Annotated in this window: 42 protein-coding genes, 1 tRNA gene and 2 pseudogenes; 38 read left to right on the top strand and 7 right to left on the bottom strand. The window is 40.0% G+C overall.

The genetic code is table 11. The features are described from left to right. Positions 1-83 precede the first annotated feature (83 nt). Genes tsaE through lytR form a run of 3 tightly spaced genes read left to right on the top strand, consistent with a single transcriptional unit; the run spans position 84 to position 2,208 of the window. Positions 84-545 (top strand): tRNA (adenosine(37)-N6)-threonylcarbamoyltransferase complex ATPase subunit type 1 TsaE, encoded by a 462-nt coding sequence (gene tsaE / locus DDV21_RS10460; RefSeq protein WP_116878123.1) that lies wholly within the window; start codon positions 84-86, stop codon positions 543-545. Continuing rightward, positions 520-1,041, top strand: coding sequence for a GNAT family N-acetyltransferase (locus DDV21_RS10455; protein WP_116878124.1), 522 nt, complete (start codon positions 520-522; stop codon positions 1,039-1,041). Before tsaE ends, DDV21_RS10455 begins: the two co-directional genes overlap by 26 nt. 9 nt (positions 1,042-1,050) lie before the next feature. Continuing rightward, positions 1,051-2,208, top strand: coding sequence for a glycopolymer--peptidoglycan transferase LytR (gene lytR / locus DDV21_RS10450; protein ID WP_116878125.1), 1,158 nt, complete (start codon positions 1,051-1,053; stop codon positions 2,206-2,208). 316 nt (positions 2,209-2,524) lie between these two features. On the opposite strand, the gene DDV21_RS10445 is transcribed toward lytR, so the two are convergent. Then, complete coding sequence (locus tag DDV21_RS10445) at positions 2,525-2,812, bottom strand: chemotaxis protein (RefSeq protein WP_116878126.1); 288 nt, start codon at positions 2,810-2,812, stop codon at positions 2,525-2,527. Further along, a complete protein-coding gene (locus DDV21_RS10440) occupies positions 2,809-3,228 on the bottom strand; it encodes an HIT family protein (protein WP_116878127.1) in 420 nt (139 codons plus the stop codon). The genes DDV21_RS10445 and DDV21_RS10440 overlap by 4 nt, the downstream gene beginning before the upstream one ends. Positions 3,229-3,300: 72 nt before the next feature. On the opposite strand from DDV21_RS10440, the gene DDV21_RS10435 reads away from it, so the two are divergent. From DDV21_RS10435 to DDV21_RS10415, 5 genes are all read left to right on the top strand, one after another. Beyond that, entirely contained in the window at positions 3,301-4,026 is a 726-nt protein-coding gene (locus DDV21_RS10435) for an ABC transporter ATP-binding protein (protein WP_116878128.1), read from the top strand. Between the two features lies 1 nt (position 4,027). Beyond that, positions 4,028-5,065, top strand: coding sequence for an ABC transporter permease (locus DDV21_RS10430; protein ID WP_116878129.1), 1,038 nt, complete (start codon positions 4,028-4,030; stop codon positions 5,063-5,065). Between the two features lie 71 nt (positions 5,066-5,136). Beyond that, positions 5,137-5,928, top strand: coding sequence for a cell cycle regulator CcrZ (ccrZ, locus tag DDV21_RS10425; RefSeq protein WP_116878130.1), 792 nt, complete (start codon positions 5,137-5,139; stop codon positions 5,926-5,928). Then, a complete protein-coding gene (gene trmB, locus DDV21_RS10420) occupies positions 5,928-6,566 on the top strand; it encodes a tRNA (guanosine(46)-N7)-methyltransferase TrmB (protein ID WP_116878131.1) in 639 nt (212 codons plus the stop codon). Before ccrZ ends, trmB begins: the two co-directional genes overlap by 1 nt. Before the next feature lie 138 nt (positions 6,567-6,704). Beyond that, positions 6,705-6,791, top strand: a tRNA-Ser gene (locus DDV21_RS10415). Positions 6,792-6,850: 59 nt separating this feature from the next. On the opposite strand, the gene DDV21_RS10410 is transcribed toward DDV21_RS10415, so the two are convergent. From DDV21_RS10410 to DDV21_RS10400, 3 genes are all read right to left on the bottom strand, one after another. Beyond that, positions 6,851-7,921, bottom strand: a complete 1,071-nt coding sequence (locus DDV21_RS10410) for a site-specific integrase (RefSeq protein WP_116878132.1) — start codon at positions 7,919-7,921, stop codon at positions 6,851-6,853. Between the two features lie 265 nt (positions 7,922-8,186). After that, positions 8,187-9,077: an Abi family protein gene (locus DDV21_RS10405; RefSeq protein WP_116878133.1), complete on the bottom strand. Its 891-nt coding sequence runs from the start codon at positions 9,075-9,077 to the stop codon at positions 8,187-8,189. A gap of 19 nt (positions 9,078-9,096) precedes the next feature. Then, positions 9,097-9,843 carry a LexA family transcriptional regulator gene (locus DDV21_RS10400; protein WP_241964677.1) on the bottom strand — a complete coding sequence of 249 codons (747 nt, stop codon included), beginning with the start codon at positions 9,841-9,843 and terminating at the stop codon, positions 9,097-9,099. Between the two features lie 385 nt (positions 9,844-10,228). On the opposite strand from DDV21_RS10400, the gene DDV21_RS11815 reads away from it, so the two are divergent. After that, entirely contained in the window at positions 10,229-10,393 is a 165-nt protein-coding gene (locus tag DDV21_RS11815) for a hypothetical protein (protein WP_162886318.1), read from the top strand. A 178-nt stretch (positions 10,394-10,571) separates the two neighbouring features. On the opposite strand, the gene DDV21_RS10395 is transcribed toward DDV21_RS11815, so the two are convergent. Then, positions 10,572-11,429 (bottom strand): Abi-alpha family protein, encoded by an 858-nt coding sequence (locus DDV21_RS10395; protein ID WP_162886317.1) that lies wholly within the window; start codon positions 11,427-11,429, stop codon positions 10,572-10,574. A 149-nt stretch (positions 11,430-11,578) separates the two neighbouring features. Between DDV21_RS10395 and DDV21_RS10390 the strand changes: the two genes are divergently transcribed. Genes DDV21_RS10390 through DDV21_RS11805 form a run of 4 tightly spaced genes read left to right on the top strand, consistent with a single transcriptional unit; the run spans position 11,579 to position 12,373 of the window. Then, positions 11,579-11,764, top strand: a complete 186-nt coding sequence (locus DDV21_RS10390; RefSeq protein WP_116878136.1) for a helix-turn-helix domain-containing protein — start codon at positions 11,579-11,581, stop codon at positions 11,762-11,764. A gap of 43 nt (positions 11,765-11,807) precedes the next feature. Continuing rightward, complete coding sequence (locus DDV21_RS10385; protein WP_116878137.1) at positions 11,808-12,035, top strand: helix-turn-helix transcriptional regulator; 228 nt, start codon at positions 11,808-11,810, stop codon at positions 12,033-12,035. 10 nt (positions 12,036-12,045) lie between these two features. Further along, positions 12,046-12,186 carry a hypothetical protein gene (locus DDV21_RS11810; protein WP_162886316.1) on the top strand — a complete coding sequence of 47 codons (141 nt, stop codon included), beginning with the start codon at positions 12,046-12,048 and terminating at the stop codon, positions 12,184-12,186. 19 nt (positions 12,187-12,205) lie between these two features. Next, the gene (locus DDV21_RS11805; RefSeq protein ID WP_162886315.1) at positions 12,206-12,373 is read left to right on the top strand and encodes a hypothetical protein; all 168 of its coding nucleotides are present in this window, start codon (positions 12,206-12,208) and stop codon (positions 12,371-12,373) included. Between the two features lie 29 nt (positions 12,374-12,402). Here DDV21_RS11805 and DDV21_RS10380 read toward each other — a convergent pair whose 3' ends face one another. Continuing rightward, positions 12,403-12,588: a hypothetical protein gene (locus tag DDV21_RS10380; protein ID WP_116878138.1), complete on the bottom strand. Its 186-nt coding sequence runs from the start codon at positions 12,586-12,588 to the stop codon at positions 12,403-12,405. A gap of 50 nt (positions 12,589-12,638) precedes the next feature. Here DDV21_RS10380 and DDV21_RS12010 point away from each other — a divergent pair, with 50 nt between their 5' ends. The 25 genes and pseudogenes from DDV21_RS12010 (at position 12,639) to DDV21_RS10265 (ending at position 26,618) form a co-directional block, all read left to right on the top strand. Then, the gene (locus DDV21_RS12010) at positions 12,639-12,773 is read left to right on the top strand and encodes a hypothetical protein (protein ID WP_259293361.1); all 135 of its coding nucleotides are present in this window, start codon (positions 12,639-12,641) and stop codon (positions 12,771-12,773) included. Positions 12,774-12,855: 82 nt separating this feature from the next. Then, the gene (locus tag DDV21_RS10375) at positions 12,856-13,134 is read left to right on the top strand and encodes a DNA-binding protein (RefSeq protein WP_116878139.1); all 279 of its coding nucleotides are present in this window, start codon (positions 12,856-12,858) and stop codon (positions 13,132-13,134) included. 1 nt (position 13,135) lies between these two features. Further along, entirely contained in the window at positions 13,136-13,279 is a 144-nt protein-coding gene (locus tag DDV21_RS11800) for a hypothetical protein (RefSeq protein WP_162886314.1), read from the top strand. 9 nt (positions 13,280-13,288) lie between these two features. Beyond that, entirely contained in the window at positions 13,289-13,522 is a 234-nt protein-coding gene (locus DDV21_RS10370; protein ID WP_116878140.1) for a hypothetical protein, read from the top strand. Between the two features lie 2 nt (positions 13,523-13,524). Next, positions 13,525-13,716: a hypothetical protein gene (locus DDV21_RS10365; RefSeq protein WP_116878141.1), complete on the top strand. Its 192-nt coding sequence runs from the start codon at positions 13,525-13,527 to the stop codon at positions 13,714-13,716. A 2-nt stretch (positions 13,717-13,718) separates the two neighbouring features. Then, the gene (locus tag DDV21_RS10360; RefSeq protein WP_116878142.1) at positions 13,719-14,201 is read left to right on the top strand and encodes a siphovirus Gp157 family protein; all 483 of its coding nucleotides are present in this window, start codon (positions 13,719-13,721) and stop codon (positions 14,199-14,201) included. Further along, positions 14,201-14,566 carry a hypothetical protein gene (locus DDV21_RS10355; protein WP_116878143.1) on the top strand — a complete coding sequence of 122 codons (366 nt, stop codon included), beginning with the start codon at positions 14,201-14,203 and terminating at the stop codon, positions 14,564-14,566. The genes DDV21_RS10360 and DDV21_RS10355 overlap by 1 nt, the downstream gene beginning before the upstream one ends. Next, a complete protein-coding gene (locus DDV21_RS11965; protein WP_241964676.1) occupies positions 14,563-15,030 on the top strand; it encodes a hypothetical protein in 468 nt (155 codons plus the stop codon). Before DDV21_RS10355 ends, DDV21_RS11965 begins: the two co-directional genes overlap by 4 nt. Then, positions 14,996-16,186, top strand: coding sequence for a DEAD/DEAH box helicase family protein (locus DDV21_RS10345; protein WP_374936035.1), 1,191 nt, complete (start codon positions 14,996-14,998; stop codon positions 16,184-16,186). The genes DDV21_RS11965 and DDV21_RS10345 overlap by 35 nt, the downstream gene beginning before the upstream one ends. Continuing rightward, positions 16,187-16,963 (top strand): AAA family ATPase, encoded by a 777-nt coding sequence (locus DDV21_RS10340; protein WP_116878145.1) that lies wholly within the window; start codon positions 16,187-16,189, stop codon positions 16,961-16,963. Between the two features lie 19 nt (positions 16,964-16,982). Then, positions 16,983-17,489: a hypothetical protein gene (locus DDV21_RS10335; RefSeq protein WP_116878146.1), complete on the top strand. Its 507-nt coding sequence runs from the start codon at positions 16,983-16,985 to the stop codon at positions 17,487-17,489. 11 nt (positions 17,490-17,500) lie between these two features. Continuing rightward, a complete protein-coding gene (locus DDV21_RS10330; protein ID WP_116878147.1) occupies positions 17,501-18,322 on the top strand; it encodes a bifunctional DNA primase/polymerase in 822 nt (273 codons plus the stop codon). A 47-nt stretch (positions 18,323-18,369) separates the two neighbouring features. Next, positions 18,370-19,653, top strand: a complete 1,284-nt coding sequence (locus tag DDV21_RS10325) for a VapE domain-containing protein (RefSeq protein ID WP_116878186.1) — start codon at positions 18,370-18,372, stop codon at positions 19,651-19,653. Between the two features lie 333 nt (positions 19,654-19,986). Beyond that, a pseudogene (ssb, locus tag DDV21_RS10320) lies at positions 19,987-20,259 on the top strand (single-stranded DNA-binding protein); the annotation flags it as partial. Between the two features lie 27 nt (positions 20,260-20,286). Next, a complete protein-coding gene (locus tag DDV21_RS10315; RefSeq protein WP_116878149.1) occupies positions 20,287-20,520 on the top strand; it encodes a hypothetical protein in 234 nt (77 codons plus the stop codon). Continuing rightward, positions 20,510-20,755, top strand: a complete 246-nt coding sequence (locus tag DDV21_RS10310; protein WP_116878150.1) for a DUF3310 domain-containing protein — start codon at positions 20,510-20,512, stop codon at positions 20,753-20,755. Before DDV21_RS10315 ends, DDV21_RS10310 begins: the two co-directional genes overlap by 11 nt. Further along, positions 20,748-21,398, top strand: a complete 651-nt coding sequence (locus DDV21_RS10305) for an enolase-like domain-containing protein (RefSeq protein WP_116878151.1) — start codon at positions 20,748-20,750, stop codon at positions 21,396-21,398. Before DDV21_RS10310 ends, DDV21_RS10305 begins: the two co-directional genes overlap by 8 nt. 109 nt (positions 21,399-21,507) lie before the next feature. Beyond that, complete coding sequence (locus DDV21_RS10300) at positions 21,508-21,780, top strand: hypothetical protein (RefSeq protein WP_142917738.1); 273 nt, start codon at positions 21,508-21,510, stop codon at positions 21,778-21,780. Positions 21,781-21,791: 11 nt separating this feature from the next. Continuing rightward, the gene (locus DDV21_RS10295) at positions 21,792-22,187 is read left to right on the top strand and encodes a YopX family protein (RefSeq protein ID WP_116878153.1); all 396 of its coding nucleotides are present in this window, start codon (positions 21,792-21,794) and stop codon (positions 22,185-22,187) included. Positions 22,188-22,258: 71 nt separating this feature from the next. Then, positions 22,259-22,555: a hypothetical protein gene (locus DDV21_RS10290; RefSeq protein WP_116878154.1), complete on the top strand. Its 297-nt coding sequence runs from the start codon at positions 22,259-22,261 to the stop codon at positions 22,553-22,555. Beyond that, positions 22,518-22,772 (top strand): hypothetical protein, encoded by a 255-nt coding sequence (locus DDV21_RS10285; protein WP_116878155.1) that lies wholly within the window; start codon positions 22,518-22,520, stop codon positions 22,770-22,772. Before DDV21_RS10290 ends, DDV21_RS10285 begins: the two co-directional genes overlap by 38 nt. 172 nt (positions 22,773-22,944) lie before the next feature. Further along, positions 22,945-23,371, top strand: a pseudogene (locus DDV21_RS10280) (ArpU family phage packaging/lysis transcriptional regulator). 821 nt (positions 23,372-24,192) lie between these two features. Then, entirely contained in the window at positions 24,193-24,522 is a 330-nt protein-coding gene (locus DDV21_RS10275; protein WP_374936037.1) for an HNH endonuclease, read from the top strand. A gap of 156 nt (positions 24,523-24,678) precedes the next feature. Further along, on the top strand, positions 24,679-24,981 hold the full coding sequence (locus tag DDV21_RS10270) for a P27 family phage terminase small subunit (RefSeq protein ID WP_116878157.1): 303 nt from the start codon (positions 24,679-24,681) through the stop codon (positions 24,979-24,981). Beyond that, positions 24,978-26,618 carry a terminase TerL endonuclease subunit gene (locus DDV21_RS10265; protein ID WP_116878158.1) on the top strand — a complete coding sequence of 547 codons (1,641 nt, stop codon included), beginning with the start codon at positions 24,978-24,980 and terminating at the stop codon, positions 26,616-26,618. Before DDV21_RS10270 ends, DDV21_RS10265 begins: the two co-directional genes overlap by 4 nt. The last annotated feature ends 2 nt before the right edge of the window (positions 26,619-26,620 follow it).

The following is a 26,620-nucleotide window of genomic DNA, read 5'->3' as shown; positions in this document are numbered from 1 at the left end:
GAAAAAGTAAACCAAGTTTCAGAAACGATTTATTTTGCTGTCTAGGAGTTGGAAGAAGTGTCTTTTTTTGATATAATAAGGCTATGTTTTACAGTCGCACTGAAGATGAATTGATTGCCATCGGTAGACAAATCGGTCAAAAATTACAAAAGGGACAGGTGCTTGTTCTGACAGGCGAGCTTGGTGCCGGCAAGACGACCTTGACTAAGGGCTTGGCTCTGGGGCTTGAAGTCAGTCAGATGGTCAAAAGCCCGACTTATACGATTGTCCGTCAATATCAGGGACGGCTTCCTCTCTACCATTTAGACGTTTATCGGATAGGGGATGATCCAGATTCGATTGATTTGGATGACTTTCTCTATGGTGACGGTGTGACCGTCATTGAATGGGGCGAGCTTTTAGCTGATGCTGTATTGGACGATTATTTAGAAGTACTGATCACTAAAAAAGAAACCGGTCGTGAACTGGATTTTGTCAGTCATGGGGACGTGTCAGGCCGCTTGCTTGAGGAGATTAGAAGTGACTCAAAAAGAATTACTGGTTGAAGAGGCTCAGCCTGAAGATGCTGGAGCTGTTGTTGCTCTTTTAGACCGAGTCTTGATCGAAACAGAATTTTTAACAAAATTTTCTGAAGAGACTGTGCCGACAGAAGCTCAGATGGCCGCTTTTCTTTCACAGAAAGCAGAAAGTTTGAATGAGATTTGTTTAACAGCTAAACTGGACAATGATTTAGCAGGTATTCTGATTATTTCCAGCGATTCCCATCATCGTACAGCCCATATTGGCTACCTTTTTACGGCTGTTTTGCAGAAGTATTGGGGATACGGCGTTGGACAGCTGTTAATGGAAGCGGCTGTTGACTGGGCAGAGCACAGCCAAGTGATTCGGCGGCTGGAATTAACAGTACAGAAGCGCAATGCAGCGGCTGTTCACATTTATAAAAAATTTGGTTTTGTAACAGAAGGCACTAAAAAACGTGGTATAAAAACAGAAAACGGAGAATTTCTTGATGTTTATCTGATGAGTAAACTGATAGATTAAAAAACGACTATGAAACTTGGTAAAAAAATTTTGCTGATGCTGCTTGCTATTTTTCTGACAACTCTTGTAGCTGCCGGCATCTATGTTACTGATGCTCTAAGTTTTTCCAACAGTGAGCTGGCAAAGACTTTCAAAGATTTTGACACAGGTTCTAACAGCGAAGCGATTCAGCAGACAAAACCTTTTTCAATCCTGCTGATGGGGGTGGATACTGGCAGCGCAGACCGGGACTCTCAGTGGGAAGGGAACAGCGATTCTATGATTTTAGTTACTGTGAATCCGCAGACCAAGTCAACAACAATGACCAGCCTCGAACGGGATATTCTGATTACTTTGTCTGGACCTGAGGACAATGATATGACTGGAGCGGAAGCCAAGCTGAATGCTGCTTATGCTTCGGGCGGAGCTCAGATGGCTATTATGACGGTTCAGGATTTACTGGATATCGATATAGATTATTATATGCAGATTAACATGCAGGGGCTTGTGGACTTAGTTGATGCTGTCGGCGGTATCACGGTTACAAATGAATTTGATTTTCCAATTTCTATATCAGAAAATGAACCGGCTTATACGGCTACAGTGGAGCCTGGAACCCATAAGATTAATGGCGAGCAGGCTTTGGTCTATGCCCGCATGCGTTACGATGATCCTGATGGCGATTACGGCCGGCAGAAGCGTCAGCGTGAAGTGATTCAAAAGGTGATGGATAAGCTGCTGGCTCTTAATAGTGTCAGCTCCTATAAGAAAATTCTTTCGGCTGTAAGCAGCAATATGCAGACTAATATTGAAATTTCGACCAGCACACTGCCCCAGCTGATGAATTATTCCGATGCTTTAAGGAATATATCCTCTCAGCAGCTCAAAGGCGAGGATGCTATGCTGGATGGAGCTTCTTATCAGGTCGTCACAAGTGAACATATATTGGAAATTCAAAATCGGATAAAATCAGAATTAGGTCTGAGTGAAAGTAAAGAGCCAAAAACCACTGCCACTCTCTATGAAAATCTTTACGGTTCTTCTTCTGATTATGACAGCGGCTTGGATTACAGTGCCTCAGAGGACACTGCTTACAGTGATACATACTCGGCTGGGAATGACTATGGTTACAGTCAGGAACAGGGTGGCGGGATAGCAGATTCCGGCTACTATGGTTATGGCTACTAAAAAGCGGGTAGCTGCGGAAAACAACATACAAAAAAGGAACCGTCACAGTTCCTTTTTTGTATGTTTTAATAGTCCTCGAAATAGGGTACAAAGATCGGTAAGGTTCCACATAGTATAGGCAGAAGGCCAGCCGATGCGGCATTAGAGCCTGAGGCAGTCGATGACACCATAGAGAAGCCCCTAAGACTTCCTATACTTACCTCCGTTTTTGGAAGGAACGAAGCAGTGTTCCAATTTATCAAGAAAATCACTAATAGAAGTCTGAAGATAGGAGAGGTGCCTGATTAAAGACTTGGGGTAGACAAGTTGGCGGGTTTTAGCTTTTATACTTATCAAGAACGGCAGCAATCTGTTTAAGGTGTGCCTGAAGTTCCTGGTTAAAGACACGGCCTTTGTATGTCAAGTCCTGATTGATGGCTTGCAGATTTTCCGTTTGCTGGGTGATTCTTTCCAGACTTTTCTGTATATTGTGCCAGTCTGTTTTAGCCGCAAGCAGCGATTTTTTGGCAGAAAGAGCGCTGCTTTTGATAATCTCACGGTTTGCGTAGGCATGATAGCCGGTATAGGCCAAAAGACTTAGCATAAGGACGTTTTTCACTTTCATTTGCGGACCTCACTGCTGATTTGTTCTGCCAGCCGGCTGAGTGCTGAGCCATCGGGTTCATGGGCGGTGAAATGAATCTGCAGGCCATCATCAAGGCCATAACGTGGGATAAGGTGTATGTGCGCGTGGAAAACGGTTTGTCCGGCAATTTCTTCATTATTATTGATGATATTCATGCCGCTGGCTTTAGTGGCTTGCTGCAGGGCACGTGCCAGTTTAGGCAGTCTGGCAAAAACAGTCTGTGCGAGTTCTCCGTCCATCTCCAAAACATTGCGGACATGTTTTTTAGGAATGAGGAGCATGTGACCCTTGGTTGTTTGAGAGATATCCAGAAAGGCCAGAACCTGATCGTCTTCGTAAACCTTAGCTGCTGGGATTTGCCCGGCTGCAATCTGACAAAAAAGGCAGTTTTCCATTTTATTTCCCTTTCTCTATATGAATTTGTTATAATGTTTAGTATAAGTATATCAAAGTTAATGGGAAATCGCATGTTAAAAATTGAGAATGTTACAGGCGGATACAGCCACCTTCCTGTCTTAAAAAATGTTTCTTTTTCAGTCAGCTCTGGAGAATTGCTGGGTTTGATCGGCTTAAATGGGGCTGGGAAGTCTACAACAATTAATGAAATTATCGGGCTTTTGACGCCTTTTCAGGGGCAGATCAGTATTGACGGACTGACTTTGGATCAGGATCAGACTGCTTATCGGAAAAAAATCGGCTTTATTCCTGAAACTCCCAGCCTCTACGAAGAATTAACTTTGAAGGAACATCTGGAAATAACAGCTATGGCATACGATATGGATACAGATGAGGCGCTGAGACGGGCTCAGAGATACTTGGAACTTTTCCGCTTAGAGGATAAACTGGATTGGTTCCCCAGCCGTTTTTCTAAGGGAATGAAGCAAAAAGTGATGATTATCTGTGCTTTTTTGATTGACCCTGATTTATTTATTTTTGATGAACCTTTTTTGGGACTAGATCCTTTGGCAATTGCTGACCTGAGTCAGCTGCTTGCTGATGAAAAAGCAAAAGGAAAATCCATTTTGATGAGTACGCATGTTTTGGATTCTGCGGAAAGAATGTGTGATCGTTTTGTGATTCTGCATAAAGGGGAAGTCCGTGCCTCAGGGACCCTGTCGGCGCTTCGCGGACAATTCGGGGATGACCGGGCGAGCCTGAATGATATTTATGTCGCTTTAACAAAAGAGGTGTAGGATGTTTCAGGTTTTAAAAAAACGCCGCCGGCTTTTTCTTTCCCGGCTGCAAAAATATGCACGATATGTTTTTAATGACCATTTTGTGCTCGTCTTATTGTTTCTGTTGGGTTTTCTTCTAGTGCAGTACAGAAATGTGCTAACTGATTTTCCTGACCGGCCGGTCTTTCTGTTAGCCGGTATAGGAGCTGTTCTGCTTATTGTTCTGAATTTAGGATCTATTGCCAGCTATTTAGAGCCGGCGGATAAGCAATTCTTACTGGCTAAGGAAACTGAGCTAAAGGCTTGGCTTCTTCAGGCCCAGAAACGCTCCTTTATGGCATGGTTCTTTCTGCAGACGTTTTTAATATTGCTTTTGATGCCCGTCTTTTTCAAGCTGGGACTCTCACTTTGGCATTCGGGCCTGCTTTTATTCTTTTTAGCTGTCCTGAAGTGGTTTATTATCCAGCATAAGGCTGGGATTTTTTGGACTGCCGAGGGACGTTTAAAATGGGACAGTGCTATTGAATATGAGCAGAAACGCCAACAATCAATTTTAAAATTTTTTGCGCTTTTTACATCCGTTAAAGGGCTTTCTGTCAGTGTTAAACGCCGTTCTTATTTAGACAGACTGATGGTGTTTTTAAAAAAGGATGCTCTGTCTTTGTGGGAAAACCTTTATTGGCGAGCTTTCCTGCGCAGTTCAGATTATCTGAGCTTAGCTCTGCGCTTGCTGGTTTTAAGTCTTTTGAGTCTTATTTTTATTGATAACCCTTTGCTGGCCGCAGGTTTAGCCTTAGTGTTCAATTATCTTTTGCTTTTTCAGCTGTTGGCTCTGTACCACCACTTTGATTATAATTATTTCACGCTTCTTTTTCCGGCTGATCAAGAACTAAAAGCCAGAAATTTGAGACAATTTTTAAGACGTATCGCCTACAGCATGCTGGCGGCAGAACTGATATTTACTTTTTCCTGGCAGGGAGCTGGGCTGCTGACTGCTGTAATGCTTGTCCTAACGGAATTTTATCTGCCCTATAAAATAAGGCGGATGATTGACTAAGTACGGTAAAACAAGTAAAATAAACACTGATTATTATTCTAATTCATAGACAAAGAAAAGGAGGGGACAAAGTGACTTCGTCAGATAAAGATTTAACTTTAACACCCTTGAGAGGAGAAAGCGGTAAGGCTTATGTCGGCACTTATCCAGATGGAGAGAGGGTTTTTGTCAAAATTAATACAACACCGATTTTGCCGGCTCTCTCCAAGGAACAGATTGCCCCGCAGCTATTATGGGCTAAGCGGATGGGCAACGGTGACACTATGAGCGCTCAGGAGTGGCTTGACGGCCGTATTTTGACTCGCGAAGATATGGGCAGCAAGCAGATTGTTCATGTTCTGAATAGGCTTCATCGATCAAGAGCCCTGGTTAACCAGCTTCTGCAGTTAAGCTATAGAATTGAAAACCCTTATGATCTGCTTGTGGACTGGGAGAATAATGCCCCACTGCAAATTCAGGAAAATACTTATTTGCAGTCGATTGTCAAAGAGCTAAAGCGGAATTTACCGGAATTTCGCTCAGAGGTGGCGACAATTGTTCATGGAGATATTAAGAGGAGCAATTGGATTATTACAACCAGCGGTATGATTTACCTAGTAGATTGGGACTCTGTGCGTCTGACGGACCGTATGTATGATGTGGCCTATCTGCTGAGTCACTATATCCCGCAGACACACTGGCATGAGTGGCTGTCCTATTACGGTTATAAAGACAATGAAAAGGTTATGCAAAAAGTATTTTGGTATGGACAGCTCTCTTATTTGACACAAATTTTAAGATCTTTTGACAAACGGGACATGGAACAGGTGAATCAAGAGATTTACGGGTTGCGGCAATTTAGAGAATTATTTAGGAAAAGCTGATGCGAGTAAGAAAACGTAAAGGGGCAGAAGAGCATCTGGAAAGTCATCCTCAGTTCGTCATTTCTCAACCGGAAGCAATGAAGGGACACTGGCGGGAGCTGTTCGGCAATGACAACCCGATTCATATTGAGGTCGGATCAGGTAAGGGTGCTTTTATTTCGGGGATGGCCCTTAAGCATCCGGACATCAACTATATTGCGATTGATATGCAGGTGTCGGTACTCAGTCATGCTCTGGATAAGGTTTTAGCCAGTCAGGCGGCTAATGTCCGTCTGCTTTTGGCTGATGGATCCGATTTGAGAAATTACTTTGCAGCTCAGGAAGTTGATCTGCTTTACCTTAATTTTTCAGATCCTTGGCCGAAAACAAAGCATGAAAAACGCCGGCTGACTTACAAAACTTTTCTGGAAACTTACCGGTATATTTTGCCTCAAAAAGGAGAAATACATTTTAAAACAGACAATCGTTCGCTCTTCGAATACAGTCTGGTCAGCTTTTCGCAGTATGGGATGCTCCTAAATAAGGTCTGGCTTGATTTGCATGACAGTGATTTTTCTGATAATGTTATGACCGAGTATGAAGAAAAATTTTCCAAAAAGGGGCAGGTTATCTATCGTGTTGAAGCCCAGTTTTTGTAAAAGGCTTCAGCACGCGGCGCTGGGCAGGAGGACTGACTAACTGAAATGGCATAGGCGGCCTGTCATAACTCAATCGGGTCTTTTCATTTTGAATAATTATGATATAATAGTGGAAAAGCTGTTTTTCAGCTTTCTGACGGAGAGGTCGCATAGCGGCTGAGTGCGCACGCTTGGAAAGCGTGTAGTCCTTAACGGGGCTCGGGGGTTCGAATCCCCTCCTCTCCTTTTATCCTATTGATATATCAATGACTTGAGGCTGTTCACCCGCTTTTCACCCGTCAATTTTAGATTTTTGAAAAAATATCTTTAACAACACGGTCATTTTTTTCTTTCAGTTTTTCGAGTTGGTGAGCATAAATTTTTAAAGTGATGTTCAAATTTTCATGTCCGAGCAGTTGAGAAACAGAAATGAGATCTACCCCTTTAAAAATCAGATAAGAAGCATAAGTGTGCCGCAATGAATGGTTGGTGGGAGCTGTCCTGCCAACCATTTTTTTAATGGCCTTATTTGTGGCATTATTCGATGCGCCAAAGCAAATTCTTTCTAGTCGGTTTGGCTGGTAGTAATCGTTTTTGTAGACCTTTAAAAGCTCAATTGTACGGTTATCCACAGGCACTTTTCGAATAGAGGCTTCGTTTTTGGTTGGAGCAAATTCTTGTGAAATCGTGTAATCAAAAGTTTTATTGATGTCTATAAATCCACTTTCAAAATCAATGTCTTTCCATGTCAATCCTTGCACTTCTGCAAACCTCATACCAGTAACTGCAATAAGATAGATGGTGAAATAAGAAGCGTATTTCATTTTACTTCTGGCAACATCAATTAAGTGTAAGTATTCGTTTTCTTCTAAAAACATATCTTCTTTAGCTCGTCTTGGCTTTTGGGATTTAACAATAGCTCCTTCAGCAAAATTATATTTGATGACGCCATCACGGACAGCAGCTTTAGCCGCTCCTTTAACTTGGTAGTGAAATTTATCGAGCGTTTGTTGGGCTGCTAGTGCACCAAAATCATTGAGCACCTGCTGATAGAACGTGTGTGTGATGTCTTTTACTTTTTTGTTTCCGAAATAGTGTTTAATGTGCCTGAAATTCTTATTGTATGTTTGCCAGGTCTTAGCCGTGACATGAGGCCTTTTATAAACTTCCGCCCACTGTTTTGAATAATCATAAAACAGCATATCCATAAGCTCTAAAACGCTTGAATTAAGTTCTGACTCAACCTTTGAAGCAGCAATCTTAGCTAAAGTTTTAGTCTTGAAACCTCGCTTTGATTTTTCGTGTTTTTTCCCACTCTGATCCCGATAGGTGATCCGATACTCCCAGCCTGAGTCTAATTTTCTAAAGAATGCCATTTGCTTTCTACCTCATTTCTTGTTAAAATGGGTATAGTAAAAAGGCCTACTGCAAAGCAGGTTTTATTACTATACGGAATGAAGTCCTACACTCAAGCTTGCCGGCGGAGAGTGTGGGGCTTTTTATTGTTGACGACATAAAAAAGTTGACTGATGTTTAATCAGCCAACTCAGTGAATGTGGAATTCCCTTCTTCACGCACGCATGAAGTATAGGGCGCTGAACTTAATCAGTCTTACACGTACATTCATTCTAACATACTTAACTATAAAATAGCAACGATTTTTTGAAAAATAACAAACATTTTTGTGAGTTCTATATTTTTCTTATAATCTTCTTTATGTCGTTGACAACGGATTAGAAAATTCTTTATATCCTCCTTTTGATATTTGTATACATCAGGAGAGCAATATACTTTTGCCAAAGCAAAAAGAGATAATAAATCATTGACCTTTTTAAAGTTTTTGTATTTTAGTAAATTGGCCTGTGAAGCAAGTGTAGTAACAGAGGCGCTCACATTTTCTAGTTTATTGTCGTCTTTAAAAATATTGAGCAAAAAGACACTATTATGGGCGCAAGCATTACGGATAAAACGAGCATTATCACCTAATTCATAAGCTTTTTTGAGAGATTTCGGTTTGTATTTTTCATAATACATTTTTAAGAATTGCATTAAGCACCCATAATCCATATGCTCCAAAAGTACCCAGTACGGAACATTATCACGACGTTTTATATACATATCATTTTGATATCTAGATTTTTTAAATTTGCGCCAAGTTATTTTATAATACTTCTCACCTTCAAAATCTTTAAATTTTTTAACGATATCATAGCCATCTTCTTTAGGATTATTATCAATTTGTCTTGTCAACTCAGTTTTGATAAAATGCTCGGTGTTTATTGATATATTGAGTAAGATGTTTCTAATTCTAAAATCAAGAGAAGCTAAATCTTTTAAATATTCAAAATCAAGATTTTGATATTTATCGCCTCTTTTTGTAAAATTTTTTCTAAATGCAGAAATTTTGTAGTAGTAATTATTTCTGTCAATGAAATTAATAGCCTGGCCTTTTGTGCACTGCTGAAATGTCACGCCTTTATTTTCAAGATGATTGATTAGTTCTCGGTGTGACATTTTATTTTGTCTCGCCAATTACATTCACCCTTTCCCTTTAAATCTCCACAGTAGAGTCCGTTCCAACTACACTAAAAATGCGTATGTGCGTGTCTTCAGCGGGCGGAAAATCAATAATGATATCTTTATATTTCGGATTGATGGACACTAATCTTAGCTGTCCTTTTTCCGTATATACTTTCTTAAGGTAAGTTTTATCCCCTACAGCAACGGCGCAGATTTCTCCGTAATAACTTGAAAATCCTTTATCGATTAAATAAACAATATCTCCGCTGTGGTATTTAGGCTCCATGCTGTCTCCGTAAACAAAAGAGGCTAGATCGTGCTTAGGTGGTTTGTTATCTACGTACACAATTTCCGTGTCGTAGTCGTTAAACGCGTATCCTAGGCCAGCCGCTAGCTTAGTGGTGGTTAAAACTTCGTATAGTTCTACAGGTTCTTCAATTACACTTTCAGCTTTCTGTTCTTTAAGCTCTTTATTAGCGTAATTGAGCACTTTCTCTTGGCGCGGTGGGTGAAGCTCATTGTATATGGATTGGATATCGGAATTTTTATCAACTTTTTCTTTAAAAGTGGTATCAATATCAGATTTCTGTACTCCGAAAAAATCAGCCATCTTTTGGATTATACCAAAAGAAGGAGCACTTCTTAAATTCATATAATCAGACATCGTACTAGGGGTAATACCTATTTTTTCTGCTAGTTCTTTTTGTGTCATTCCTTTTAATTTTCGATAATAAGTAATGTTATCTGCTATTATTTTCATTCTATCTTCTTTTTCCAAAAACCTCACCTCCGTCATTAACTATAACTATATTCATTATATGACAATTTTTATAGTTTAACAATAAAAAAATACGAAAAAAACATATTTTTTTAGAAAATCTATTGACAATACGAAAAAATCGTATTATAATTATTTACGTAAGGTTGAGCTAGACCTTACAAATCAATGAAAAGGAGGTCAGCAGATGGCTAAAACAAAAAAGCCTAAACACAGAGAGCTCGAACTTGAAATAAAGATTCTCTGGTTTAAGCTTAAAATCAAATACTTAATCAAGCGGTAACTTGATTGAGTAGGGGGTTAGCAGCCCCCTCCCCTTAAGGGGGATATATTTAAGTATAGCATATTTGCTGACTTCCTGCAAAACCATAAGAAAGGAGCGATTATGAAATTAAAAAAGTTGCTATTTGGTAACATCAACTATAGTCATAAGGCAGCTGACGGATCTAAAGAAGTAAGTTTTAGTTTAAAAGGTGGGCTATTACCCAGTTTGTTAGTAGTGCTCGGAACAGCAGGCCTGTTGGTTTGGTTGTGGAGCTTAGTATTTTAAGTGGAAAGAGAGAAAATGCATATTATTATCGTTATTCTTGTTTCTTTTATGGTATCGATTTTATCTTCGTTATTAACAATGAAATATATAATTGAAACGTTAACGGCTTCTTGGCTACATATTTCAATTGATAGTTATAGGAGAGCTCAGAAGGAATATGAATCCGCGATTAAGAATATTAAAGGCTGAGAGCATCTTTCAGTTCTTCACCTGTTGGAGTAAGTGTGTAGACTTTGTGTTTGACATTAAATTTTACCTTAGGGGTAGAGAATTTGTTCTCTCTGACTAGTTGCTGAGCTTGTTCGTCAGTATCAAAGACAAATTTTTTAATACTAGGAATAAATTGGTGACAAGTGTATGCTGGATTTTCTTGTATTAATTTTTTGGATAATAAGAACAAAATAGCACTTTCAATTCCTAAACTTTCAGAATATGCTTCATCATATTTATAGATATCTTCGAGAGGTGTAGAGTTTTCTTCTAAGGATTGTCTATCGTAGTTTCTAAAAACTGTGAAATTTTCTTTGATTTTGGCTTTGAAGTAGCGTTTTGGCCAGTACCACCTATATAAATCAGGGTTAGAAAATAAGTGATTGCTGCTAGTTATTTGTATCTCGAATAAAAAGGTGTACTTTGAAAAATATTCAAATAAATCGGCTTCTTCAGTAGACATTTCTCTGATGAGAGAGGAGTAGAAAGGCTTAACGCATTTTCGATTATCGCAAGAAGAAGCAATTAACCCAGCATAATATTCTCTAAATTGCTCTTTGTCTAATTGATAGATAGAGTCATCTAGAATTTTACCAATTTGCCTCATATTTGCTAGGGTTTGGTTAGCATAAGGAATTTCATTATACTTATTTCTAGTAGATTTTGCGAGTTCTTCTAATTCAATTTCAGAAGTGATATTATATTGTCTTGGTTTCTGAAAAACAAAAGCGAATATGCCTGCTAATCCCTCACTGATAGGCTTTAAGATCTTATTAGAAGATTCAATAAGAGGGGTTAAATCGCCTTTTAGATTAATAGGTGACACGAGAGTTCTCTCCATTCGTTTTTATTTTATTTCTAGTTTATAATTCATAATAATATAGTAATTTAATTATATTATTTTGTCAATATGTTGTGCCTACAAAACAAACAAACACAATATATAGTGTTTTTCGAAAAAATAAGGAGTGTGAAATGTGGGAGAAAATTAATAAAATATTGCAAGAAAAAAAGACTACAATGTATGCAGTCAGCAAAAAGGCAGGAATTAATCAGAATGTGTTGATTGATTTGAAGGCAGGGCGTTCTAAGCGTGTCTATTTTGATAACATGGTAAAGATTGCTGATGCATTAGATGTCAGTCTAGATGAATTCAGATAGTTTTAAAGTTGTATTGTTTTGAATTTAGAAAGGGGGTGGGAGTGTGCAGTGGACACTTGAGTCAATGCGAGTTGCTGCCGGATTAACTCAAAAAGAGCTAGCGGCAGAGTTTGATGTATCGGACCAGACGATTGCTAAACTTGAAAAAGATAGCTCTGACATTGGTCTGAAACTTTTGAGAAAATATATGAATAAATTTCACATCAAATTTGATGATATTTTTTTAGGAAAAAAATACGAAAATTTCGTAAAAATAAAAGAAGGGGCTTGAAAGGAGCGGGATGGAAGAAATTAAAATTCGTGAGGACGGAATTTATTTGAATGGTAAGAAATTAAAAGGCGTACAAGCAATCAAAACAAAAAGCACAGCTAATGAGAGCTATTCGGATGTTTATTTGAAATTAGTTGTTAAATTGATTTAAAAAACAGAAAGGAATTAACATGAGCATAAAAGGAAGCAAAGAATTTTGGGAATTAAGAAAGCAATTCACTGACGAAGATTGGGAATATCTAAATTTTGCGTTTCGTGATGCGTTAACCAGAAAGAAGGAACGCATGACTAAAGGTGTTGAATTAACAGATGAAGATGTTCAAGGATTGATTGAATAAAAGCCCCTAGAAAACTAGAGGCACTGTTACTAGTCGATTTCTCCACGTAATCGACGTTGTGTTCTATCGTATGCAGCGATAGACTTTGAAAGATCCTCAGCAGCTCGAGTATCTGATGAAAAGCGTTTCAGCACTTCGGCAAGTGCATTAGCTAGATTTTCAGAGTTATCAACATTATGCTTGTTGAGGATTGTTTGTATTGTTTTACTGTCCATATAATCACCTCCTTTCGAGATGATTATATCAAAATTAGAAAGGAACCAGCATGAGGAAAAAGAAACTGACAGAAGAAGAACAAGAACTGTTGAAAAACCTAACTTTTACGGTTGTACCCAAAAAGTCGGCAATTATCCAAGGGTCGGAAGAGAAAAAACCTGACCTGGGGGATACAGTGCTTTAAGGACGAAAAAAAGCGAGTGATAAAATCACCCGCACAACAAAAACTATTTACTTAATTATAGCACGAAATGGAGATTTTAACCATGGAAGAATTATTTTTAAAGGCTTATGACCAATTCGAGGCTGGATTGCAGGAACGGATGCTTAAGGTCATACAGAGGGTTAGCGATGAAAAGCAGATTTATCCGCTAGAGCTCAACAAAAAGCAGTGTGCCAAAATGTTAGGAATTGACGTTAAGACGTTTGATATGCGTTTTAATTGCCACGAAAATTTTCCGCGGATTGAAGGCAGAAGAGAAAAATACCCGCGTGACGCTGTCATAGATTGGTACCACGAAAACTGGATGAAGACAGGAGCATAACATGAAAATATTTAATTGGATTTTTAGCAGCAAGAAAGAAGTTCCACGGCCTAAAAAAGAATATCCCAAAGGTTTTATTGACTTTGATACAGGCCGATATGTAGAGATTGACCCGGTGACTAGAAGAGAAGTTTTTATTGATTAGGAGGCGGAAATGGAAAATGAACTTTTAAGCAAAGAGCAAAGCAAGTATATTGATAGTCAAGTTAAATTGTATCACGCTATTTTAAAAAAGATTGCTGAGCGGAATATGATTGTAATGGGCACAACGGCTGACCAAGCGATACAGATCGCTAATGCTATCTATCAAGGCTATGTAATATCAGATGCTTTGGAGGACGGTACTTATAACTTAAACGAAACAGTTAAATATTATCTGGAGGGCTGAAAATGGATGTGAAACAATTACAAGAAAATCTGTTAACTTTTATCGATGACTCAAAAAGAGCAGCTGTAGCTTTAAAAGCTCTAGAAGATGCATCTTATGAAGGAGACGATCAAATTGGTTTGTTAAAAAATTACATCAAATATTTAGAGTATGACAAGCTGAACGAAATATTAAGGGAGGTAACGAAAGGATAAATATGGCTAAATTGTATGACCTTGTTGGTGAGTATCGTTATTTATATGACCTAAATTTAGATGATGATACTCTGAAAGACACACTGGACAGCATAGACTGGACTGAACGTCTTAATGAAAAAGTAGAAGGCTATGCTCAGGTTATTGAAAATAAACTGGCAGAAGCCAAGATGTTTGAAGAGGCTGAAAAGAAGTTCAAAGCTAAAAAAGAAGCGGCTAAAAAGTCCGCTGCTTGGCTGCAAGAAAATATCTTTGATGCTATGAAATTGACCAACCAGACAGAAATTAAAAGCGGAATTTTCACCGTTCAAATCCGTAAAAATCCCGAGTCTGTGAAGGTTGATGAGAGTTTGCTCCCAAAAAAATACTTCGTTAAAAAAATAACCACTGCACCGGATAAAAAAACAATCAAAAGCTTGCTAAAAGCAGGCAAAAAGGTAAGAGGTGCAGAATTAATTAGGACAGAAAAGTTGGTGATTAAATAATGGGATTAGTTGGTAAAACACAAATTACAGATAACTTAGCAGTGATTGTTGGTAATAACACTATTGATGTTCTGAAAACAGAAGGCTTTCCATTTGATATTCAAATTCGTTTTGTTAAGGTTGATGAAAAGCGTTTGGATACAGAGGAAAAAGAAGCCGTCTTTGAACCTGAATATCAGCTGGCTTATGCGGCTGTTTACACAAATGACATTATGGCAATCAAGGATATTGAGGACGTTAAAGCCTTTGTTAATCAGCTCAAAGAAATCAAGAAACTATTTGAATTTGCTAAGCAGAATAAGCAGAATTGGTTTGATACAGCACTTTTCGAAGGTGTGCTAAGCGAGAAAGTCGGTACACTATGAAGATTTTAGCAATCGACCCCAGCAGTAATCGGATTGACACTAGCACAACAGGAATTGTCTTATTGGATAATGCAAAATTGATTGATTACTGGGTAGTCCCTTACGGCGCTAGGAACTTTCGCAGGTGGTTTTCTGAAATCGGACAAGAACTTGCATATGATGTGTGTGTGATTGAAGAATACATTGCGCGGGATAATGATCGTTCCAGAGACAACTCGGTATTAGAAACCGTTGCAGCTATCCAGATGTGTTATCCAGATAGTGTTTTACAGCGTAATGCTGGTTATCAGTCAGATATCCCAAATACTTTACTCAAGGTGCTTGGGTTGTGGAAATTCAAAAAGTCACACCATCAAGATATCAGGGCGGCAGCAAGACTAGGGCTGTTTTATGCGATGAGAAATGACATCGAGGAGGTAGTTCAGGATATTGGCAAAATTGCAACTAAGAAAATGGCAAGCTGAAGCAATTACTAGGAGTGACCTTCCAGTAAATGGAATTTTCTTAGAGGCTCTTGGAGGCCGCGGGAAAACCATCTGCGCGCTGGAAATTTGTAAACATAAGCAAGCTAAGAGTGTGATAATCGTAAACAATCGCTTATCTATTCTTAGGGGCTGGGAAAAAACCATCGCTGAATTTAAATACGATAGTGAAACAGCCTTTTTAACGATTACAGACAGGTCATTGCGTAACAAGCTTAAAAATAGCCCTAGAATGTCCTGTGACGTGCTTATTATTGATGAGTGGCAGAATAACTCAAGTGATAGCCAAACACGCTTATATAGCAAAATAAAGCGCAATTACACGATAGGTCTTAGTGCTACACCAATACGAAAAAAAGGACAGAATTTCTACCCGTTGGAAAAAACGATTTTTGGCAAGGCTAACCCAAACCGAAAATTTGACTGGCAAAAAGCACATGGGCAAATGGTTTATGATCCCTTTGCTTACTCAAAGGAAAAGTGGCAGGATTTTAAAGATTATGAGTCTTACATATCGGGGCTGCCAAACTTCATGAGGTGGGAGGAAATCGAAGAAATCGAGAACGCCACTGAAAACAATGGTTATGAGATTATCTTTTATCCCAGAGTGCTTCCGGTTGGCAATCCTGCGAAACTTAAACAGTTCCGCGAGTTAAACATCGTTGAAGCCAACGGTAAGTATGCGATGGCTAAGCAGTCTTTCGGGCGCAAGACCTTTGAGCGCTACCTCAAACAAACAGGCGTGAGCGTGGCTTTTCCAAAGCTCAAAGCAACAAACAAAGATACGCCGCTTTTGCTTGAATTGGACGGTTTGATAGAGCGTGCACCGCATGATATGCTGATTGTTTCAAAATCGAAGCAGATTGTTGAGATTATCCACCAACGCAAACCACAGACCGGTATATGGACCGGTGATAAAAAAGAGGGTTTAGATCGGCAAGTGGTTGTCGCAACAAATCAAGTGCTGGGTGTTGGTGTGGACGGTCTGCAGCATAAGTTTAAAACAATTGCTGTGCTTGACCCTGTCAATAAGGACAGCGGAGAGTATGACGACTACCGCCAGTTGCTTTGGCGGATAACAGGAAGTCGGCAGCAGCATGATGTTAACGTTATAGAATTTTATTTCAAGGAGGACTAAATGACTTTTACTTTACCCAAAAACGGACCTCAAATTCCAAAAGACACACCGCGCAACTTCTTTATTTACGGTGCAACCATGAGCGGGAAGTCTTACCTAGCCAATGAGTTTCCTAACCCAATTGTTCTAAATACAGATGGAAATGCTGAAGCTAATAGCGTCCCAAGTATCCAGCTTGTTAACGTCAAGAATGACACGGGGCGGATTATTCATTCAGTTATCCAGCAGCTTGGAGAAATTCTTCTGGCGCTGCAAACTCAAAAGCATAGCTACGAAACAGTTGTCATTGATGTTATCGATGATGTTATCGAAATGATTAAGATTGCAGTTTGTGATGAGTTAACCCCGCCGGGTAAACCACGTTTGAAATCTTTATCAGAAATTCCGTATGGGAAAGGCTATGACTTTTTTAATCAGGCTATTACAGAGCTTGTTATCGACCTTAAGGCTTTGCCAATGAATGTGATTTACATCAGCCGGCAAGTATCAGAATATGACGATAACGGCAATGCGACCAAAGACAAACCGAGTTTAAAAGATAAATACGTCAACCTTATCAACGGCAACTCGGACTTGATGATTAAAACTGAAAAAATCGGTAATCATTACACCCGTGAGATTGACCGCAAGCGCAAGACTTACTACGCTGATCAGGTCGATGACAAGGCTGTGCTTAAGATTTTAACGACTATCCGCGGAGCTGTTGAGCCTGCGAAAGAAAAGGCCGCTAAGACTAAAGAAAAGAAAAAAGTTACTTCAGAAGCAGGATTATTTTAAAAAAAAAGGAGACTGAAAAATGAGTTTATTAGATGTTGTAAAAAGTATTAAAAAAGATGGTTTCGACCCACGTAAAGACAGTGCTAACGGTCCAGCACCTATTCCGGCCGGGACTTACCCAGTAGTCTTGAAAAAGGCAACGTTTAACATTTCAGAGAAAGGCTGGGAAAGCATCGGTTATCAGTTCGAAATCCGGGGTGGCGATCACAGCGGCCGGTCAGAATTTGCTTCATTTGGCACACTCGACGAATGGAACGGCAAAAACTTAAACTGGATGGTTGAACGTACAATGAAATTCTTCATTAAAGCTTTGGTTTTGGCAGGTGACAACGTACAAGGGAATGAAACAGACGGAAAGGCCTTAGAAGAGGCTTTACAGCGTAAAGCTGTAGGCTCGTACTATAATCTGGTTATTACAGACAACGAAGGCCGGGACGGCCGTTCCTTTAGAAATTACGATTTGGAAGAAGATAGTTTCCAACCGGATAAAGCGGCTGAAATCGATGACTCGGATTTACCTTTCTAAGGAGTTAGCTTATGCCATCAATGCAAGAGTACGCTTTGCAGTACCAAAAATTAGGTTTTGCAGTGGTGCCTATTAACCCTAAGAACAAAATGCCATTGATTGAGTTTGCGGATAAGCCGGCTATGACAGCCGACGAAATCAAGAAAATTTGGACGTCTTGGCCTAACGCAAACATCGCACTGCGCACCACTAACTTTTTTGTGATTGACATTGACCGGCACGGCAAGAATGATGGTTTTGAGTCTTTAAAGCATTGGCAGCATCTCAAATTGCTAGAACCCACCCTGCAAGCTAAAACAGCCAGCGGTGGGAAGCATCTCTTTTACTTCAAAAGGGAAGATACCCCCGTCAGCCAGATGATTGGTTTCCTACCGGGGGTGGACATCAAAGCCCATCAAAATAATTATGTTTTGGTAGCTCCATCAGCAACCGAAAAAGGGCAGTATGAATGGGACCTCGAAAAATCAAAGGAGGGCGGTACGATTGTGACGCCTTCCAAAGATTTAATCCTAGCGATAAAACGGCAATATGAAGAAACTCACGGCTATAAGCATGATGGTTTAGATGGCCTACGAGACCTCAGACAGAGGTCTTACAGCAGGCGTAAAAGTAAAACAACAGACTTATTTGAAACCATCGCTTTGGGTTTTGGAAATGAAGGCGGCCGCAATGACAAACTCGCTAGCTTTGTGAGCGGCTTACTGATACGCGCTGTTGATGATGAGTATGTCTTAACTCTAGCCCAAATTGCAAACAGCAATAGCGCGCAGCCTTTGCCGGATAAAGAACTCGTGCGAACGGTTGAAAGTATGATTAAAAAAGATAGGAGGTGATCACCATTGGCGATATTCTAAAAATTGACAGCAGACCAAATTTGATTATGACGGACAATGGTGCGATTAAATCCACCAGTCCTTCAAATGTGCTGATGAGTTTTAAAGCTGATGAACAGTTGGGTGCTTACCTCAGACGAAATGACTTTTCACAGGAGTATGAGTTTACGCAAGATGTTAAAATTGGCAATACTTTTTTCAAACAAGGAGAGTTGCCCGCTAATTTTAATAGCGTAATTACCGTCTACTTTGAAAATGCACTGGGTGTTGCTTATTCTAATAATGCTTTTAAAGCCGGCATGGAAACTTTTCTATCTGAACGGTCGTACAATCCCGTTAAAGAATACATGGAAGAAGCCGCTGAAAATTGGGACGGGAACAAGCGTATTGAGCGTATGTTTCAAGTTTACTTAGGTGCTAAAGATGACCCCTTGATTTCGAAAATTGCCCAAATGTGGTTAGTTGGTGCCGTCGCTAAAGTCTATGCCCCTTATGTAAAATTTGATTATGTTTTAGATCTGGTCGGCGGTCAAGGTGTCGGTAAAACCTCTCTTCTTCAGAAAATAGGCGGTGAGTGGTACACAGATGCTGTTACTGACTTCTCAAACAAAGATAATTATGACATCATGCTGAAGTCTCTAGTTGTTAACGATGATGAGATGGTCGCAAGTAACCGCATGTCTTTTGCGGAAACAAAAGCTTTTATCTCAAAAACCAGTTTGCGTTTCCGTAAACCGTATATGACCAAAACGGAAGAGTTTGCTAAGAACTTTGTTATTGCGCGCACTACAAACCAGAAAGAATATTTGAGAGATAAAACCGGTGAGCGTCGTTTCCTCCCAATACTGGCCGATGCTAAAAGACAAAAGAAACATCCTATGCAAATTGCCCCGGAAACCATCAAGCAAATTTGGGGTGAGGCTGTTACCATCTATAAATCCGGTGTGGATTTGATGTTTGATGAAGAAACGGAAAACGAATTAAGCATCTACCGTGAAGCCTTCATGTACCGCGATGAAGTCGAACAGCAAGTCCTAGAGTATCTGGATATGCCAGTACCGAGCAATTGGGAACGGTGGTCAGCACAGCAACAACATCAATACACTCAGAAGTATTTTGATAATACCCCAGACTTCGAAGCCGGAAACCAGCTGTTGATGAAAGTCTCTACACGCGAAATGATGTATAACCTCTTCCTAAAAAATTCTAATGATCAGAAACTATCCAAGAAAATTAATCTGGTGATGGATAGTTTGCCGGATTGGGAGAAAAAAGTTTTCAAAAAGAATAACAAAGCGACTAAAGGTTTTACTAGAAAAATCATAGAATAGTATCATTTTTGAAGTAGGTTAAACCGGTAACTTTTAGAGTTTTTACCGGTAACTACCGGTAACCTTTTGTCTTCCTACCGGTAACTTTTGGGCTTACCGGTAACTTTGCGGTAACCTCTGTAACCCATTGATATTATTGAGTTTATAACTATATATTTTATTAAAAGTTACCGGTTACCGGTATTTTATAAAAAAGTAGTAAAAATTTATATATATAATAAAAAGTCTATTAAATCAATATTCTTTATAAAAAAATATATTACTTTTTCGAAAAAACGGTAACCCGGTAACCTTATAAAAAAAACAAATAACTATTTAGGAGGAAAGTATCACATGATTAATAATGTAACACTTGTTGGTCGCATGACATGGGACGCAGAACTCGAACACACTCAAAGTGAGCAAGCAGTAGCTAGTTTTACCTTGGCTGTGAACCGTGCAGAAGGACATGAGATTGATTTTATTAACTGCGTTATTTTGGGACAAGCAGCCGAAAATTTGACGAACTGGTGTAAAAGAGGTGATTTGATTGGACTTACAGGAAGAATTCAAATCAGCCAACAAAGAATGGAAGTTGTTGCTGATAACTTTCAAATATTGGAAAATTGAAAAAATTGAAAGGAAGGTATAAGAATGAATAAAGGAGATTTTAAAAGAGTCGCAAAAATAATTGATGAAATAAAAGAGTGGGAAGTCACAAACGCTGTGAAAGTCAAAAAAAATTTGGTTATCAGAAGCTTGTTTTGGGCAACAAAAGAAATGACTGTCAGCCCTGAATTATCCGCTAAAATTTTATTAGTGATAGACGAACACATTAAAGAGTTAAAAGCTGAACTTAAAGATTTGGGGTTAGACTATGAAAACTGAAGACATTATCCACAAGCCAAAACATTATCAAGGCCGATATGGCTTAGAAGCAGTAGATGTCATTAAGAATTTTGGAGCCTCTCCAGAATTTGAGGAAGGTTTCTATTGGGGCAATGCCATTAAGTACATGCTGCGGTATCACTCGAAGAACGGGGTGGAAGACCTGAAAAAAGCCAGACAAAACTTGGATTGGCTGATTGAAAAATTGGAAAGTGTAGGGCAGGGCGATGATTAAAACAGGCGATATCGTCACAATCAAAGTCAGAGTGATGACTGATGAGTTGGACGGAAATTTTTTAGGACAAGTACAGTCTGGGGAGTACTTTAATGTCAATACTGCCGAAGTGGTAGATAAGCGGGTTAAATGGTCGCAAGATGACATTGATTACCTAATTCTAGCTTATCAAGACGGCGAAAGTACACTTGATAAGATAGCGGATTTCCTAGGACGAACACGCTCCGCAGTGACTCAAAAAGCGTATCAGCTTAGACGCTCTGGTTTAATTGACACCGCACGTCTGAATGGTTGGACGAAAAGAGAACTGCAGGAATTAATAAACTATCACGGTAAGCTTACCAACAAAGAAATAGCGCAGCAATTAGGCAAATCGCTGCAGGCAATTGAACACAAAATTACAACTCTGGGAATAGCTAAATGGGTTCCTACCGATATCGAAAAAGTCAAAAAGCTTGCAGCACAAGGACTGACTAGAGAGCAGATAGCGAATAAGCTTGACGTGGACATTGAGACAGTTAAACGGATCGTTCGTAAGCATGACATTAAGGTTCAGCCAGCCGAAAATTATTTTCAGAGCGGGCACAGGGACTTTGTGCATCAAAGCATTGTAAGTATTGGCTCAAGCATTAGCTCTAGGTAGGTGCAAGTCCTGTCTTGAGTATGGCCGGGGGAATAAATAAAGAAAGGTGATTTTCTGATAAAGCAGAGCTCCTGCTTAGATTCCTTTGTTACCCGCCGTGACCCCGGCTATGGCGGCGTGGTTTGAAAAAGAAAAAATGATGAAAAATACAACTAAATTTTATAAAACTTACCAAAGCGCGCTAGAAGGCGCAGGGCACAAAGACGCAGTTAAGCAGTCGCACGGGATATACGGCGGAAGCTTGATGTATGTCTTTGATGATGAGCAGACAAAAGAGTTTGTGACGTTGTTAAAAAACAAGAAAGGCTGGCGTGTTTTGTCGTGCAGAAAATACTATGGACGTACCGGAGTAGGTCCGGGCGGGTTTGACATTAAGGAGTGAGGAGGTAAAAGATGATACCGAAATTTAAAGCAAAATCAATTGCAAAAGAAAACAATGGCGAGTGGATATATGGCACACCTATTGAAGGTGATGATGGAACATTTTATATACTCGGCGGAGTGTTTGAGGCTACAGACGAGTACATAACTATTGATAAATGGTGCGCGGTCGCCAAAGAGACTATCTGCATGTCAACAGATTTTTTAGCAAACGGAAATGAAGTCTTTGAGGGAGATATACTGCGAGACGGTTACGGGCACCGAGTTGTTTGGTACAACGAGATTTGGGGGGCGTGGATAGCAGGCACTGACGAGTACGCTAAAGATTTAAAAGACTGTTGGCGGGCGGAAATAGTCGGAAATAAATTTGATAATCCGGAATTATTGGAGGTGGAAGAAGATGAATGATACAGCAGTAATTGTTTTAATCGTTATAATGTTTATTAATTTGTATTTGACGAAAAAGTAGGAGGCGGACAATGTGGACTGAATTAAGGCTGCGAGAGGCAGACGCTGAAGAACGTGAATTTTTTGGCAGTGATTGGGTTTGGAACGGACCAGTACCGGAAGAAGATGAGCGGGTTTTGGTTAGTAACGGCATTGATGTTTGGATAGATACATGGGTTTATGCTGACAGCCAAAATGCAGGACTAGAAAACGAGCCAGACGGTGGGAATGGGCTCTTTTGGGCACCGCTGCCAGAACCGCCGAAAGTAAAAAATGGAAGGAGAATGAAAAATGAAATTTATGATTACAACAACGATAGGGAATGTTGATTACTATCTTAATGACGTCCTAACTGGAAAATACCCAGTCACGAAAAAGGAAACAAGCCATGAAATAGGGATGGAAGAAGGCCGTTTTATTGAAGTCAACAGCTTAGAAGAGCTTTTAAAAATCAAAGAGAAAACCGGCTATAATTTAATCATTAGCAAATCCCCAGAAAACAGCGAAATTCCGTGCATTGAAATCTATAACGGGTGGAGAGAGTGAGTGAATATGTGGATTGTAAAAGTATTTAAACAGGAGTTCGGCCGGCCGAGGCATGAAGTGCAAAGCGTTGAATTTGAAACGGAGACGGAAGCAAAGAATTATCAAGCGTGGCTGTTGGCTGAAAGCAAAATATATAGCGAGGTGATCTATATTGAGCGAGTGCATAGATAGCGTGTTTTTTCCTGAGATTAACATCAGTAAGACTAAAGCTAACGCCAAACGCAAGTTAAGAGAGTACCCACGCTGGCGAAGGGATTGCAAATGACGTTGGTGAGCAAAAGGTAACGCAAGTCTTTACATTTGAGCCAAAAGGCGGACACTCAAAACCTAGCCAGCCAGTAGAGCAGCTGGCAATCAGAAAAGTGGATGCTGAGAGTGAGCTGCTAGCTATTAGGCAATCTATCACTGGACTGTTTGAGCCGATGCATAGGCGTATATTGTTTGATAAGTATTTAGCCGCTTATCCAAAAAAAGACTATCAAATCTATACCGAGTTAGGCTACGAGCGTACGCAATATTATGAGATGCTCGATAATGCGCTGCTTGCTTTTGCTGAATTATATCGAAGTGGGGTTTTGCTCGTGACAAAACCGGACTAAAAGCGGACTTTTTCCGGACTAAAAGCGGACTTTTTAACGCTTGATAAGTAGTAAGATAGTAACATAGATAATTGATGGTGTGACCTCGTCTTTCTTTATTTTTTTTGTTCTTTGTTTTGTTCTACGCATTGATTATCTATAGTCAGCTTAACCGCTGACTTTTTTTGTGTGTTTTAGTTTAAAGTAAGAGGTAAAACGCTAGACTTTAGTCTGGAGATGGGGTTCAGGGCCTCAAACACATATTCCCTGGCGTATATCTAATCTGCAGTAAGAGTACGTAAAAACAAGGGCGAAAAGGTGACGCAGATTGGCCAAGCGCTCTTTTCAAAAAAACATGTGCAATCAGGGTAAGCACATACAGCGTGAGTGGCCTTTCTAGCGCTGGAAGAGCACGAGGTAGTTTGGAAAAGGTTTCTTTCCATCCGGAGGAAAGCAGGTTCAATTCCTGCCGGACTATTTAATCACGCGCCTTTTAAAATTGTCTTTTAAAAAACGTTTTTAAAATTTGGCAACAAAAAAAGCGCAAGTAAGTTCTTACGCTTTCCGCCACAATGATTTGTGACAGTTCCAGCCATCACTCCTTCGCTTTACAGCATACCACGCAAGCGTGGTTAAGCTGAGCGAAAGGAGGTGATAGCGTGGAACAAATCATACTTATCCTTATTATACTATACTTGCTTAAGCATGGCAATAGTAAGTGAGGCGGAAAGCATAACCCCCAAAGCTCTATCGACCTTTGGGGGTTTCTTAAGGGATAGGATTGATGCAAAGGTTTAAGTAAAATACTTATCATATTTAGATTAAGCAGGAGGGCGGAGCTAGTGAGTGAGAGTATACACATTGATACATCAACCGCAGAAAGCCGCCATCAATTCTATCAATCCACTGCTTGGAAGCGGCTTAGGCAAAGAGCGTTGGAGCGCGACCATTACGAGTGCTTGTGGTGTAAGCGTGAGGGACGAGTGACAGCATCAGCACTCGAGGTGGACCACGTCGCAGAGCTGGAGCACCACCCAGACAAAGCGCTAGAGCTAGAAAATCTCAGGACATTATGCAAGTATCATCACAACATGAGGCATGAGCGGTTCCAGTTTAAGCGGACGAAAGAGAAAGAACCTAAGACCTATCGTGAGGACGAGTGGTTCGGTTGACACGCTTTACAGTCCTGTGGATAACTCTGTGGATAACTTTTTGGCAATCAATCCCCCCGGTCTCGAAAAACCGCGTCGTTAAAGGCTTTTGGGTACCGGTGGACGGGGTCGATTGCACAGATATTTGCTTAATTTTTACGTGAAGGGGGGAGAGGAATGAAGTTTACCCAAAGAAAGTTGAAAAAAGAACTGCTATCTAAGATAGACCAATCAAGCCAAGTACAGCTTGAAAAGGTTGAGCGGTATTTGAATTTGGTAGAGCTCTTTTATGAGCTTGATGAATATATCCAATCAGAAGGCCCGCTGGTTTTAACGGTAAATGGCAGTCAGCGCTTTTTAAAAACCAACCCTGCTTTGCAAGAGAAAGGCAAAATTAACACACAAATTCTGGCACTTGAACGATCGTTTGATTTTAAAGTTGAAACAAAAATTGATGACAGCGGAAGTGATTTGATTTGATAACACACCCTTATTTTGAAGATTACATTAAGCTGATTGAAACTGGAGAAATTAAGGTTAACAAAGAACGCTTAATGTTGATTGATGTGTTGAGAGAAAAAGTGCTGTCTCGTGATGATATTTATTTTGATGAAGAACTGATAGATAACTATGTCAGATTTGCAGAAAAGAACTTTTTTCCGCTAGCAAAATATCAAAAGTTTATCACGCCCTTTATTTTTTTGTTTCACAAAGAAACAGGAGAAGTTTTTTTCGACGAATACCTCATCACCCTAGCGCGTGGTGGTGGCAAGAACGGTTTTATGTCAACGCGGGGCGCGTTTTTTATTAGTCCGCTTTATCCGATAAAGAATTACGATGTTACAATTACTGCTAATTCCGAAAAGCAAGGAAAGGTATCTTTTGAGGAAGTTTATGAAACGATACAGGCAAAGGGTCTTGAAAGTCATTATTATTTAACCAAAATGAGCATCACAGGCCGGGCTAATAACTCGGTTTTTGCTTTTAGGACTAATAATCCTAAAACCATGGACTCCGCCCGAGATGGCTGCTTGGAATTTGACGAGATACACCAATTTGAAGATACTAAAGCGGTTGATGTCCAGCGGTCTGGACTTGGTAAGGTTGCACACCCGCGCACGTTTTACAACGGGACAAATGGATATGTGCGCGGTGGTTTTTATGATAAACTCGTAGAAGAGTCCATGCAGATTTTAAAAGGTGAAGTTGATGATTTTAAATTGTTTCCTTTTATTTGCAAACTAGACGAGCCTGACGAGGTAGACGATATCAGCAACTGGCCTAAAGCAAATCCGATGTTAGACGAGGATACGCCTTATGCCAAACGGCTTTTTTCGCAAGTCAAAAAGGATTATGATAAGCTGGAGCTTAACCCTAGCGGGCGGCAAGAGTTTATGACAAAGCGCATGAACTTGCCAGAAGCAGACTTGGAAAAAGATGTCACGACTCGTGAAAAACTGCTGGCAACATTGAGGCAGCCTGAAATAGATTTGGCAGGTCGGTCTTGTGTCGCTGGATTTGACTATGCCAGCATACGAGATTTTGCCAGTGTAGGATTGCTCTTTAAGAATGGCGATGAGTTTATCTGGAAGCAGCACAGTTTTGTCCGTCAAGATTTTATCCGTGATTTTAGGCCAAAAGCACCACTCAGCGACTGGGAGGAACAGGGGCTGTTGACGATTGTTAATGAGCCAAGCATAGACCCCCGGCATTTAGTTAATAAGTTGATTGAGTGGCGGGAGATGTACCAGATTGAAATTGTCTGCGCTGATGGTTTTAGAATGGACTTGCTCAAACCGCTACTAGATGACGCTGGTTTTGAGTATGAGTTTTTGCGTAATCCCGGCGCTATACAGTCTAAGGTTGCACCAATTATTGAGGACGCCTTCGCGAATGAACGCTTTGTATTTTTTGAAGACAAGATGATGTTATGGTACACAGATAACACGTTTGTTAAAGAGGACGGTAACGGAAACAAGCGATATCTCAAGAAAGAGCCGGTTAGACGCAAGACAGACGGGTTCCATGCTTTAGTCTCTGCACTGTATAAGCGTGAGCTAATCGCGGAAGGAAACGCAGCAGACTTTTTGGAGGCTATTGCTGATTGGGATTTTTAGAG

It is taken from the genome of Streptococcus chenjunshii (assembly GCF_003086355.1).
GTDB lineage: Bacteria > Bacillota > Bacilli > Lactobacillales > Streptococcaceae > Streptococcus > Streptococcus chenjunshii.
This window is presented reverse-complemented; position numbering and strand designations above follow the sequence as displayed.